Raw genomic sequence first — 13047 nt, 5'->3', positions numbered from 1 at the left:
GGATTTACTATTCATATTATTTATTCTTTTTGTGATGACAGATGGAAGTCGAATTTCTGAAGTATCTGATATCGATCATTTAATCAATAAAAAGGAATGCAAATGAAACGTATAATCTCTTTAATCAATTCTTTCTTTCTCGCTATTATTTTATTTTCAAGCGGAGCTGCCCTTGCTGAAGTCAAAGACTCAGGTAAGCATGAAGGGATAGATGTCGTCATTAATATCAACGAGGCTGAAGCAGAGGAGCTTAAAACGCTATTAATAGGCATTGGAGATTCAAAAGCTCAAGCTATTGTTGATTATAGAAAATCAAATGGAAAGTTTGTTACGGTAGATGATTTATCGAAGGTAAAAGGGATAGGCGATAAATTAGTAGAGAAGAATCGAAATCGAATCATACTGTAAGAATAAAGTAAAAAGGCGACCTTATTAATTTAAGGTCGCCTTTATTTTTAATGTAATAAGTAATTATACCAATCTATACAAATACTTGATCGTTCTTGTTTATAGCAAAATTGGTATCAGTGTGCTTTTTCAGCACCATGCATCCAGCGAATAAGTGTTCCTGAGATTATTAGCAGTAATACACCTGAAATAGCAGAAGCAATAGCGATACCAGCGAAGATATCTAATGCTCCAAGGCTTTCAACATGCGAGCCGACAACACCAGCAATATAGTTAGAAATAGCATTAAAGCCAAACCATGTTCCCATCATTAGTGACGCTAAACGTAATGGTGCAAGTTTAGTGACCAATGATAAACCAATTGGAGATAAGCATAGTTCACCTAGAGTATGGAAGAAGTAAGCACCGACTAACCAATACATAGATGTTTTAATTGTCAGATCGCCACCTTGCTCCATAACCGCTCCGACCATACAAAGAAAACCAATAGCTAGAAAAAATAACGCTAAAGCAAACTTAATTGGTGAGCTTGGTTCTTTAGGGCCTAATTTAACCCATAAGATAGCAATAAGGGGAGCAAATGTGATGATGAAAAATGGATTAAGTGATTGAAACCATGCCGCAGGCACTTCAAAAGAACCAATCATTCTATCTGTATATTGTTGAGAATATATATTCATTAGGCCACCAGCTTGTTCAAAGCCTGCCCAAAACACAATAACAAATAACCCCATAACCATGATTACTTTTAAGCGATCGATTTCGATTTTACTTAATGCGGTTGGAGACGCTCCTTTTGCTTCGGCTTTTTCTTTTGCAATGTGAGCAGCAGGACGAACACCAATGTCACCTAAAAAACGTTGAGCAAATAGAGATTGGATGATTAAGCTTATAATCATACCGATACCAGCAGCAGCAAAGCCAGCTTTCCAGCCCCATAAGCCTGTAACCGAACCTGATACAACACCAGCAAGTAATGAGCCTAAGTTAATGCCCATATAAAAAATGGTAAACGCGCCATCACGACGGTTATCTCCATTTTCATATAAATCGCCAACCATAGTTGATACATTCGGTTTAAATAAGCCATTACCCGCAATTAAGAAAGCTAAGCCTGTATAGAATAAAGATTCAACTGAAAATGGAAGAATATCGTGTGGTAATGCAAGGGTGAATTGGCCAATGACCATTAAAAATCCACCAATCAGCAATGATTTACGTTGACCTAGGTGGTTATCAGCTAACCAGCCACCAATAAGGGGTGTGATATACATTAATGCAGTATAGGTACCATAAAGGCTTAATGCGTCTTTAACTGTCCAGCCTAAACCACCGTTAATTGTTCTATCTGTTAAATACAGAACTAGAATGGCTCTCATTGCATAATAAGAGAATCGCTCCCATAACTCGGTTCCAAAAAGTAAGAACAATCCTTTAGGGTGTCCCATGATTAATTTGTTGTTTGGCATAGTGCTCTCTTTTTATAATGAAATTTTATTCTTCTTATATAGTTAAATTTATACGCTTCGATGGTTACGACTGCAACATTGTACAAATTTATGTGATTTAGTTAACATATTAACTCATTGAAATATTTAGAAACAAAAATATTCTGTTACATCTTTGGGTGCTGGGTTTTAAGTTCATTTAGATATCTAATTCTAATCTGGTGGTTTAATTTGGTTTAATGTGTTTGTATTTTTGTTTATTTTGGTTTTTTAAACTTCTTTGGCGGTTTTTTTTGTATTTAACATTTCAAACGAAGGTTTTAGCTGCGATGTACTCGCTATATATTTTTTTGAACTGAGTTGCGTGATATGCTTTACAGCAGGTTGGCTAGGTATAAAGACAATGAAAGAATGGTATTTACTCTACTGCAAGCGTGGAGAGCAACAGAGAGCAAAGCAACATCTTGAAAATCAACAGGTGGAGTGCTATTACCCTGAAATAGAAGTAGAAAAAATAGTAAGAGGAAAGAAAAAGCTTATTATAGAGCCTCTATTTCCTTGTTATATGTTTGTTCGATTTGATTTTGAGCAAGGACCCTCATTTACAACCGTTCGTTCGACACGAGGTGTGAGTGATTTTATTCGGTTTGGTGCTAAGCCTAAAGTTCTACAAGGCGATCTTATCTATTCACTTAAAAGTGCTGAAAAACCAAAGAATATAACGGTTGATGAATTACCCAAAGTTGGGCAATCGGTAGGTATTTGTGATGGTCCTTTTATGGGGGCTGACGCTATATATAAAGAACCTGATGGAGAGAAACGTTCTATCTTACTGATTACGTTAATTAATAAGAAAGTTGAGATTAAAGTAGATAATACAAATATGGATTTTTAATTTTAAAAGCGCCCATTTATAAAGGCGCTTTTTTTAGTTCAGATGTAAGGATTAGCTATAAGCTTCATTATGAACGGCTTGCACTGCACGACCTGATGGGTCAACACAATTTTGGAATGACTCATCCCATTCAATTGCTTTTGCTGATGAGCAAGCTACTGATGGGCCTCCAGGGACACATTTTGCGGCATCTTCCAGAGGAAATAGCTCTTCAAATATCTCGCGATACGCATAACCTTCTTTTGTAGTTGGCGTATTATAAGGGAAGCGGAGTTTAGCTGATTCCATTTGCTGATCGGTGACCTTGGCTTCAGCAGTTTCACGTAATGTATCAATCCAGCTGTAACCCACGCCATCAGAGAACTGCTCTTTTTGTCTCCAAGCAATCGACTCAGGAAGATAATCTTCAAAACATTCACGAAGAATGTGTTTTTCCATTTTACCATTACCACACATTTTATCTTGTGGGTTTAAGCGCATAGCGATATCAATAAATTCTTTATCTAAGAAAGGCACACGACCTTCTACGCCCCAAGCTGCAAGAGATTTGTTTGCACGAGCACAATCAAACATATTTAAAGCAAGCAGTTTACGAACCGTTTCTTCGTGGAATTCTTTTTTGTTGGGTGCCTTATGGAAATATAAGTAACCACCAAAGATTTCATCAGCCCCTTCACCAGAAAGTACCATTTTAATACCCATGGCTTTAATTTTTCGACCCATAAGGAACATAGGTGTTGAAGCTCGGATAGTGGTTACATCGTAAGTTTCGATATGATAAATAACATCACGAATCGCATCTAAACCTTCTTGGATTGTATATGTCATTTCATGGTGTACTGTCCCTAATTTATCAGCAACCTCACGAGCTGCTTTTAAATCAGGAGCGCCTTCTAGACCAACGGCAAAGGAATGCAATTGTGGCCACCAAGCTTCAGATTTCTCGTTATCTTCAATACGCATCGCTGAAAATTTTTTCGCAACAGCTGAAGTAATAGATGAATCCAAACCACCAGATAAAAGAACACCATAAGGAACGTCAGTCATTAATTGGCGCTTAACGGCATCCTCTAGAGCTTGTTTAAGGTCTTCTTTGCTTGTTGGGTTATCTTTAACCGCATCATAATCCATCCAATCACGTACATAATAACGTGTAGGTTCAGCATCTTTTGAAGAGTAGAAGTGACCAGGAGGGAATTCACTAATTGATTTACAGACAGGAACTAAGGCTTTCATTTCTGATGCCACATAATAGTTCCCATGTTCATCATGCCCATGATACATAGGAATGATACCTATATGGTCACGGCCAATTAAATATTCATCTTTTTCTTCATCATAAAGAATAAAGGCAAAAATACCGTTTAAGTCTTCTAAAAGATCGGCACCTTTTTCACGGTATAGTGCTAGGATAACTTCACAATCAGAGTCTGTTTGGAAGGCGTAATCGTCGGCATACTTTTCGCGTAATTCTTTATGGTTATAGATCTCACCATTAACAGCTAAAATGTGTTTTTTATCTTCGCTGTAAAGTGGTTGAGCTCCGCTATTTAAGCCAACAATAGCAAGACGCTCATGTGCTAAAATTGCTTTATCTGATGAATAAATACCTGACCAGTCAGGGCCGCGATGACGTAGTTTTTTTGACATTTCAAGTGCTGCAGTTCGCAATGGGGTTGGATCACTTTTAATATCTAGAATTCCAAAAATCGAGCACATAAGTTCCCTCTATCTCTTCTTAATTTTTATAGTAAATTATTGTCTTGTCTACAATTTGCCATTATCACTAAAAAAAGCAACCCAGAAATACAAATAAAATCACAAATAGATAACCTAATTAAATAATATTTAATATTTTTACTATTTTGGTGTTGGATCGTTAATTGAAGTTGGCTTTTTAAACAAAATAATGAAGGAGAGGGGGATGTTTATAAAAAAATCAGATTAAAGTTTAACGTAACTCTAATCTGATCCTGAGCAATGAGTAAGTTACTATCAAGAAATTAGGATTTCATATATTCTTTTTGTTGATTAAATTGTGGGTTTAATTGTTCACTTACATGTCGAGCAAAACCACTACCAGCTTCATGGTAAATATTAAATGCAGCATCAACACCTTGTTCAATTAAACCATCTATTTGGTCATTATAAGCTGCAATAGCTGCCGTTTGACCTTGGTAATTACGTGATTGTAATTGCTCTAAAGCAAATTGATTACCTTGATGATTTGGCATTGCTAACAGCACTAACTTTACGTGAGATGTTGAAAGGATGCGTTCCCAAAAATCTGGGTCGGTTGCATCGCCAGAAATAACATTTCGACCTAAGCTCTGGTGATGTCTTGCTGATTCTTCACGAAGTTCAATACCTAAAATAATGTCGCCATACTTCTCTTTGAGCTCATCATAAGCTCCACTACCGATACGGCCCATCCCTAAAATCAAAATTTGAGCTCGTCCTGGGTTAATTAATTTATCCATCGGATTTAACCGTTCAGCGGTATGTTCTTTTAGCCAATGACGAGAGCGTTGATAAATGGAATGACCAAAGTTATTTAACGGTGCTGAGATAATGAACGAGATGGATACAGCAATGGCAATGGCCACTAATGTATCTCCAGGTAACCATCCCATTTTAAAGGCAAGACCACCCACGATAAGTCCAAACTCACTGTAATTAAATAATGTAAGAGAAGCGAGAAGTGAGGTCCGTACCCTAAATTTGAACTTATTGATGATAATAAAATACAGAAGTCCTTTAACTGGAAGTAGCAAGATCAAAATCAGCGCTAATCCTAAACCTGAAATAGTAGGGGCAGCAGATAAGCCGATATTTAGGAAGAAACAGATAAGTAAAATTTCTTTTAAATTAAAGAGAGATTTAGATAACTCAGAGGCTTTCGAGTGTCCCGCCAGTAACATGCCTAAAATAAGTGCTCCTAGATCAGGCTTCATGCCAACAAGTTCAAAGGTTCCTGCACCAGCAACAAGCGCTAAGAAAATACCATAAAGAACCAACATTTCGCCGTGACCTGCCCAATCTAATAATTTGAAAAATAGAGGGCGAAGTAGTGGCAGGGCAAATAGAGCTAATGCAGTTATCTCTGGGATTTTTCCTGTTGATGCAGTTAAAAATACAACCGCAAAGATATCTTGCATGACCAGAATACCAATGGCCAGTGTGCCATATGTGGCGTTCATCTCCCCTTTTTCTTGAAGCGCTTTGACCGCAAAAACAGTGCTTGAGAAAGAGAGAGCAAAACCAAAAAGAACCAACTGTGCAGTGCCTATATCAGCAAGCATTGTGATGCCAAGAAGTTTAAGGCCTAATAATGCAAAAGTGAAAAAGAGGGTAGAAAAAACATTATGAAGCGTTGCACCTAACCAGATTTCTTTAGCAAGTAAGGTTTTTATATCTAATTTTAATCCAATAGAAAAAAGTAAAAGCGTAACGCCGAGATCTGCAAAAGTTGAAAGTGCATCATTAGATTGGAAGCCAAGAGCATGCAAACCAAAGCCAGCTAATAAAAAACCAACAAGAGGGGGTAAATTAATTTTTAGTGCAATAAAACCCATTACAAAAGCTGCAATGATAAAAAGTAACTCCATATACTTATTTTCCTAGTGGTATTCAAAAAAAAGGGTCGCTATTCGCAACCCTTAGAATGATAACACGTGAAAAGTCAGTCGTGATTATTCATCAAGTAATTTTTGTAACAATACACCATTTAGCATTGCTCGTTTCACCATAGAAAAAGCACCAATTGTTGGTTGGTTATGAAGCTCTGAAGCCACAATTGGCAAATCTTTGTGGAATGCAGTTAGTGATTGATTCTTAATACAGTTATGAATTGCAGCAAATACGATTTTGTCAGCCTGAGTGATCGCACCTGAAATAATGATTTTCTGTGGATTAAACAAGTTGATGGTCATCGCGATGGCTTTACCAAGTTGATTACCAACACGTAGTAACGTTTGTGTTGCTAGCTCATCGCCATGATTTGCGGCATGACAAATATCAGACATGGTAATTTTTTCAATTTGCGAAAGGCTAGAAGGATAACCTTGCTTTAATAAGCTATTAACTCGAGAAATAATAGCTGGGTTTGCAGCAACAGTCTCTAAGCAGCCGAAATTGCCACACTGGCATTTATCACCAATTGGATCTATTTGAATGTGGCCAATTTCACCGACATTACGGTTATGACCAAGAAAAACTTTACCATTTACAATGATCCCAGCACCAGTACCTCTGTGAACACTGACTAAAATAGAATCATAGCAATCGCGTGATGCGCCAAAATAATGCTCAGCAAGAGCAAGTCCACGAACATCATTACCAACGAAACATTGAGTTTTAAATGTTTCTTTAATGAAATCAGCTAATGCCAATTTATCAATGTCGGTATTAGGCATGTATTCTACAACACCAGTTTCTGGATTAACTAAACCTGGTAGCGTAATACCAATAGCGATTAATTGTTTAATCGTGTCTTGATTACGTGTAATAAAGTGTTGGAGTAATTGATTTAAACCATCAAGTAATTCTTGTTGATGAGAGTAATGAAACTCGTGATATTCAGAGGCCAATTCTTTTGTTGAAAGGTCAAAAAGGCTCAACTGAATATAGTCTCGCCCTAAACGTACAGCAATTGAATGGAAAGGGTCTGTTTCGGTAGTCAAAGAGATAGCTCTTCGACCACCGGTTGATGCTTGTTGCGCGACTTCTTTAATTAAGCCGCGCTCTAATAATTGACGGGTTATTTTGGTAACACTTGCCGGAGCAAGCTGGCTAACATCAGCGATTTGAATTCGAGAAATCGGGCCTTTTTGGTCGATTAAACGATAAACAGCCGCACTGTTTAATTGTTTTACAAGATCTACATTACCAATTTGTCCGTCAGTCATATTAACTTTGCTCGTATTGTCCGTTAACAACAGTCGCTTTTACATTGAAGTCACGATCAAAGATAGCAAGGTTAGCAACCATGTTCTTTTTGATTCGGCCAAGTTTATTATCCACACCAATTGCTTGAGCTGGGTATAACGTTGCCATACGTAAAGCTTCATCTAAAGCGATTCCAACGTGCTCAACTGTATTCTGAACTGCTTCAATCATAGTCAGAGCTGAGCCGCCTAATGTGCCATTTTCATCAACACATTTACCATCCTTGTAATATACTTTCTTACCAACAAAAATAAAGTATTCCATGTCAGCACCTGCAGGAGCTGTGGCATCGGTCACTAATACTAGCTTTTCTTTCTTTATTTTGTGTGCAATACGGATGTTTGCATAGTCAACATGGAAGCCATCAGCGATGATCCCAGCATAAACTTCTGGCGTATCATAGATAGCGCCGACAACACCAGGTTCACGACCAACCATTGGTGTCATCGCATTAAATAAGTGTGTAGCAAATGTGATGCCTGATTCAAACCCTTGGCGAGCTTCTGCATAAGTTGCATTAGTGTGGCCTATTGAAACAACGATACCTGCTTTATGAAGACGCTCAATATGCTCAGGGTCGTTTTGCTCTGGTGCCAGTGTTACTTTAGCGATTAAATCAGCGTTATCACACATTAATTGAATCATGTCTGTGTCTGAATGACGAATATGATCAACGCTATGAATGCCTTTTTTCATCACGTTTAGGTATGGACCTTCAAGGTGTAGACCTAGTGATTGGTTTTGATATTTGTTGTGGTATTCACGAGCGGCTTCTATTGATGCGCGCATATCTTCATCAGAGGATGTGATTAATGTTGGCAGGAAGCTTGTACAACCTGATTTTAAGTTTGCTTCGTGCATGATTTGCATGGTTTCGGCTGTGATTTGATCATTCAGCATTACACCGCCGCAGCCATTAAGCTGAAGGTCAATAAATCCAGGGCTTAAAATTGCACCATCAAGATCTTTTAATTCGATACCTTCAGGCAATTCTGTGGTTGGACAAACGGCTTCGATCTCTGTTCCATTGATAATAACAGAGTGGTCAACAAGAACGTCGTTACCAGTATAAACTTTACAGTTTGTTAGCGCATACATAGCTGAATCCTTTGGTTATAATTTATAGTACGAAAAAAATAATAACTTTTTTCGTTGAAATTTTTAAGCAAGTGAAAATAGAACTGCTTACTGAGCGGCACACTCAAGTTACCTAAATGTTACGTTCAGTAATGACAAAGTTTGGCGTTTAATTTGCCAAATTTTATTCCTAATGTTTTATTCTTTTGAATGATAAAATAAGTTTTATGATCTCGCTAGCAAAAACCCCTAAATATTCCCTCCACAGGTGATAGTGATCACAATTAGCTTGCTTTTAATTTGCGGAGCGAAATTAATCCCTTACACTGACCCTGTTTATAACGAGTAGCGAAATAAGTTTATAGTAAACAAACAGCGCTGTTCAAAAAAAATCTAAAATCCTTATAGGGGGAAACTAAAGGTGAATATTTTAGGATATTTTCAAAAAGTAGGTAAAGCACTGATGGTACCAGTTGCTACATTACCTGCAGCAGCAATTTTAATGGGTATTGGTTACTGGATTGACCCGGTAGCTTGGGGTGGCAACAGTGCACTAGCAGCGTTTTTAATTAAAGCTGGTGCGGCTATCATCGACAACATGTCTGTACTGTTCGCAGTCGGTGTTGCTTATGGTATGTCTAAAGATAAAGACGGTGCAGCAGCACTTTCTGGCTTTGTTGGTTTCCTAGTTGTTACTACTCTTCTTTCACCAGGAGCAGTAGCTCAAATTCAGGGTATTGATCCTTCTGCAGTTCCTGCTGCATTTAGCAAAATCAATAACCAGTTTGTAGGTATCCTAGTTGGTATCGTATCTGCTGAGATCTACAACCGTTTCTCTACGGTAGAACTGCATAAAGCACTTGCATTCTTCTCTGGTAAACGTCTTGTACCTATCCTAACTTCTTTTGCAGGTATCTTAATTGCATTTATTCTTATGTACATTTGGCCTTCAATTTACGGTGGCCTAGTACATTTCGGTGAATCAATTCAAGGTATGGGTTCTGTTGGTGCTGGTATCTATGCATTCTTCAACCGTCTACTAATTCCAGTTGGTCTTCACCATGCACTTAACTCAGTGTTCTGGTTCGATGTTGCTGGTATTAACGATATCCCTAACTTCCTAGGTGGCGCTAAGTCTATCGCTGAAGGTACAGCAACTGTAGGTGTTACAGGTATGTACCAAGCTGGTTTCTTCCCAATCATGATGTTTGGTCTACCAGGTGCAGCATTAGCTATTTACCATACAGCTAAAATTGAGAACAAAGAAAAAGTAGCAGGTATTATGATTGCTGCTGGTTTCGCATCATTCTTTACGGGTGTTACAGAGCCACTAGAGTTCTCATTCATGTTCCTAGCTCCAGGGCTTTACGTACTTCACGCAGCATTAACAGGTATCTCAGTATTCATCGCGGCATCTATGCAGTGGATTGCAGGTTTCGGTTTCTCTGCAGGTCTAGTAGATATGGTTCTTTCTACTCGTAACCCTCTAGCTGTTAATTGGTACATGCTAATTATCCAAGGTATCGTATTCTTTGCAGTTTACTACTTCGTATTCCGCGCTGTAATCGTTAAGTTTAATCTTAAGACTCCAGGCCGTGAAGATGACGATGAAGAAGAAAGCTCAGTTCGTGGTTCAAAAGAAACTGGTGAACTAGCGAAACAATACCTTAAAGCTCTAGGTGGTCACGAAAACCTAGAAAACATCGATGCTTGTATCACTCGTTTACGTCTAACTCTTAAAGACACTAGCGTAATTAGCGAGAAGCAACTTAAAGCTCTAGGTGCAATGGGTGTGGTTAAACTTGGTTCAAACAACGTTCAAGTTATCCTTGGTCCTCTTGCTGAAATCGTAGCTGGCGAAATGAAAAAAATCCCAGCTTCTGAAGACCTAACAGCAGTTGCATTACCATAATTATTGAGTAATTAGCTCAAAATAGACAAGCCGCTCTCCTTAGAGCGGCTTTTTTTATGGAAATAAAGAAACTATTTGATTCTATATATTGAGTATTGACGCATAATTGTGGATCATAGGGAGATATGAACAATCTGTTCTTTCTAACAATACTAATACCAATGAGGTGCTTTAGATGAGTGAAACTGAAACTCGTCCTACCAACTTTATCCGTCAAATCATTGATGAAGACTTAAAGTCAGGTAAACATTCCAGTGTCCATACTCGTTTCCCGCCAGAGCCAAATGGCTATCTGCATATCGGACACGCAAAATCTATCTGTTTGAATTTTGGTATTGCACAAGATTACCAGGGACAGTGTAATCTACGATTTGATGACACTAACCCTGAAAAAGAAGATATTGAGTACGTTGAGTCTATTAAGAACGACGTAAAATGGTTAGGCTTTGATTGGAGTGGTGATATTCACTATTCTTCAAATTATTTTGATAAATTATACGATTACGCTGTAGAACTTATTGAAAAAGGTTTGGCTTATGTTGATGAGCTAACATCAGATCAAATTCGTGAATACCGCGGTACGTTAAAAGAGCCAGGTAAAAACAGTCCATACCGTGACCGTAGTGTAGAAGATAACCTTGCGTTATTTGAACAAATGCGTGATGGTAAATTTAAAGAAGGTACGATTTGTCTTCGTGCAAAAATCGATATGGCTTCTTCATTTATCGTAATGCGTGATCCTGTTATTTATCGTATTCGTTTCGCTTCTCATCATCAAACGGGTGATAAGTGGTGTATCTACCCAATGTACGATTTTACACATTGTATTTCGGATGCGCTTGAAGGCATTACCCATTCAATCTGTACATTAGAATTCCAAGATAACCGTCGTTTATACGATTGGGTATTGGAAAATATTACGATTGACTGTCAGCCTCGTCAGTATGAGTTTAGTCGCCTAAACCTAGAATATACGATCATGTCTAAGCGTAAGCTAAACGAGCTGGTAACTGAGAAATTGGTTAATGGTTGGGATGACCCTCGTATGCCTACGGTTTCTGGTTTACGCCGTCGTGGTTTTACTGCTGCCTCTATTCGTGAGTTCTGTAAGCGAATTGGTGTAACTAAGCAAGAGAATATGATCGAGTTTGGTTCATTAGAATCGTGTATTCGTGATGATTTAAATGAGAACGCACCTCGTGCAATGGCGGTACTTGAGCCTGTTAAAATCGTAATTGAAAACTACGAAGAAGGTAAAGTTGAGACGCTTAGTATTGCTAATCATCCTAACAAACCTGAAATGGGCAAGCGTGATGTTCCATTTACACGTGAAGTATACATCGAACAAGATGACTTCCGTGAAGAAGCGAATAAAAAGTACAAGCGTTTAGTTCTTGGTAAAGAAGTTCGTTTACGTGGTGCTTATGTTATTCAAGCGAATCGTATTGAAAAAGATGAAGCGGGTAATGTGACGACGATCTTTTGTAGCTACGATGATGAAACGCTAGGTAAGAATCCAGCTGACGGCCGTAAGGTTAAAGGGGTGATTCACTGGGTATCAGCAGATAAAGCGTTACCAGCAGAAATTCGTTTGTATGATCGTCTGTTTAATGTACCAAACCCTGCAGCGCTAGAAGATTTTTCAGAGAGTATTAATCCTGAATCATTAGTTGTAATGAACGGTTTTGTTGAACCGAGCTTAGCAACGGCAGAAGCAGAGGCTGGTTATCAGTTTGAGCGTACAGGCTATTTCTGTATTGATAACAAAGATTCTAAGCCAGAAGCTCTTGTATTCAACCGTACAGTAGGTTTACGTGATACTTGGGAAGGTTAATCCTGACTAAGTGATTAATTGATAATAAAAAACCAGCAGAAATGCTGGTTTTTTTATGACTAAAATTTACGGTATTAACCGTTATGAGCGTCATCATTATCAATACAATCACCAGTAATGCAGTGGCCGTATAGATATAAACTGTGATTAGTTAATCGAACATTGTATTTTTTTGCGATCTCTTTTTGACGTTCTTCAATCATTTCATCAGAGAATTCGATTACTTTACCGCAATCTAGGCAAACTAGGTGGTCATGATGGTGCTGAGTTGCTAGTTCAAAAACGGATTTACCGCCTTCGAAGTGGTGACGAGTAACAATACCTGCGTCATCGAATTGGTTTAATACGCGGTATACGGTAGCAAGACCAATCTCTTCACCAATATCGATTAATTTTTTATATAAATCTTCTGCACTAATGTGTTGGCAATCTGGTTGTTGTAGCACTTCTAAAATTTTAAGGCGCGGTAGAGTGACTTTTAAACCGGCTTTTTTTAGTGCTTGGTTGTTATCTGACATCGACTTTT

Annotated in this window: 10 protein-coding genes; 4 read left to right on the top strand and 6 right to left on the bottom strand. The window is 38.1% G+C overall.

Going from position 1 to position 13047, the window contains the following annotated elements; translation table 11 throughout:
• Nucleotides 1-102 precede the first annotated feature (102 nt).
• On the top strand, nt 103-408 hold the full coding sequence (locus tag PVK70_RS09220) for a ComEA family DNA-binding protein (RefSeq protein ID WP_130043105.1): 306 nt from the start codon (nt 103-105) through the stop codon (nt 406-408).
• Nucleotides 409-524: 116 nt separating this feature from the next.
• On the opposite strand, the gene PVK70_RS09215 is transcribed toward PVK70_RS09220, so the two are convergent.
• A complete protein-coding gene (locus PVK70_RS09215) occupies nt 525-1877 on the bottom strand; it encodes a peptide MFS transporter (protein ID WP_130048079.1) in 1353 nt (450 codons plus the stop codon).
• Between the two features lie 382 nt (nt 1878-2259).
• Here PVK70_RS09215 and rfaH point away from each other — a divergent pair, with 382 nt between their 5' ends.
• Nucleotides 2260-2751, top strand: a complete 492-nt coding sequence (gene rfaH, locus PVK70_RS09210) for a transcription/translation regulatory transformer protein RfaH (RefSeq protein WP_130048078.1) — start codon at nt 2260-2262, stop codon at nt 2749-2751.
• Between the two features lie 51 nt (nt 2752-2802).
• Here the strand turns inward: rfaH and asnB are convergent, their stop codons facing one another.
• The 4 genes from asnB to nagA all read right to left on the bottom strand — a co-directional run bounded on the left by asnB (nt 2803) and on the right by nagA (nt 8796).
• Nucleotides 2803-4470, bottom strand: a complete 1668-nt coding sequence (gene asnB / locus PVK70_RS09205) for an asparagine synthase B (RefSeq protein WP_130048077.1) — start codon at nt 4468-4470, stop codon at nt 2803-2805.
• Nucleotides 4471-4754: 284 nt separating this feature from the next.
• Complete coding sequence (locus PVK70_RS09200; protein ID WP_130043109.1) at nt 4755-6359, bottom strand: cation:proton antiporter family protein; 1605 nt, start codon at nt 6357-6359, stop codon at nt 4755-4757.
• Nucleotides 6360-6443: 84 nt separating this feature from the next.
• The gene (gene nagC / locus PVK70_RS09195) at nt 6444-7658 is read right to left on the bottom strand and encodes a DNA-binding transcriptional regulator NagC (RefSeq protein WP_130048076.1); all 1215 of its coding nucleotides are present in this window, start codon (nt 7656-7658) and stop codon (nt 6444-6446) included.
• 1 nt (nt 7659) lies between these two features.
• The gene (gene nagA / locus PVK70_RS09190; protein ID WP_130048075.1) at nt 7660-8796 is read right to left on the bottom strand and encodes an N-acetylglucosamine-6-phosphate deacetylase; all 1137 of its coding nucleotides are present in this window, start codon (nt 8794-8796) and stop codon (nt 7660-7662) included.
• A gap of 400 nt (nt 8797-9196) precedes the next feature.
• On the opposite strand from nagA, the gene nagE reads away from it, so the two are divergent.
• Nucleotides 9197-10687: an N-acetylglucosamine-specific PTS transporter subunit IIBC gene (gene nagE, locus PVK70_RS09185; protein ID WP_130043112.1), complete on the top strand. Its 1491-nt coding sequence runs from the start codon at nt 9197-9199 to the stop codon at nt 10685-10687.
• A gap of 175 nt (nt 10688-10862) precedes the next feature.
• Nucleotides 10863-12521 carry a glutamine--tRNA ligase gene (glnS, locus tag PVK70_RS09180; RefSeq protein ID WP_130048074.1) on the top strand — a complete coding sequence of 553 codons (1659 nt, stop codon included), beginning with the start codon at nt 10863-10865 and terminating at the stop codon, nt 12519-12521.
• 74 nt (nt 12522-12595) lie between these two features.
• On the opposite strand, the gene fcrX is transcribed toward glnS, so the two are convergent.
• Nucleotides 12596-13039, bottom strand: a complete 444-nt coding sequence (gene fcrX, locus PVK70_RS09175; protein ID WP_060990432.1) for a ferric iron uptake transcriptional regulator FcrX — start codon at nt 13037-13039, stop codon at nt 12596-12598.
• Between the last annotated feature and the right edge of the window lie 8 nt (nt 13040-13047).

This window comes from Aliivibrio sp. A6 (assembly GCF_028765505.1).
Lineage (GTDB): Bacteria > Pseudomonadota > Gammaproteobacteria > Enterobacterales > Vibrionaceae > Aliivibrio > Aliivibrio finisterrensis_A.
The sequence above is the reverse complement of the archived record's forward strand: the minus strand, read 5'-3'. Positions and strand labels throughout refer to the sequence as shown.

Bases quoted from the DNA above. Each gene is read 5' to 3' on its own strand.
- PVK70_RS09220 (WP_130043105.1), top strand. From the start codon at position 103: ATGAAACGTATAATCTCTTTAATCAATTCTTTCTTTCTCGCTATTATT.
- PVK70_RS09215 (WP_130048079.1), bottom strand. From the start codon at position 1,877: ATGCCAAACAACAAATTAATCATGGGACACCCTAAAGGATTGTTCTTA.
- rfaH (WP_130048078.1), top strand. From the start codon at position 2,260: ATGAAAGAATGGTATTTACTCTACTGCAAGCGTGGAGAGCAACAGAGA.
- asnB (WP_130048077.1), bottom strand. From the start codon at position 4,470: ATGTGCTCGATTTTTGGAATTCTAGATATTAAAAGTGATCCAACCCCA.
- PVK70_RS09200 (WP_130043109.1), bottom strand. From the start codon at position 6,359: ATGGAGTTACTTTTTATCATTGCAGCTTTTGTAATGGGTTTTATTGCA.
- nagC (WP_130048076.1), bottom strand. From the start codon at position 7,658: ATGACTGACGGACAAATTGGTAATGTAGATCTTGTAAAACAATTAAAC.
- nagA (WP_130048075.1), bottom strand. From the start codon at position 8,796: ATGTATGCGCTAACAAACTGTAAAGTTTATACTGGTAACGACGTTCTT.
- glnS (WP_130048074.1), top strand. From the start codon at position 10,863: ATGAGTGAAACTGAAACTCGTCCTACCAACTTTATCCGTCAAATCATT.
- fcrX (WP_060990432.1), bottom strand. From the start codon at position 13,039: ATGTCAGATAACAACCAAGCACTAAAAAAAGCCGGTTTAAAAGTCACT.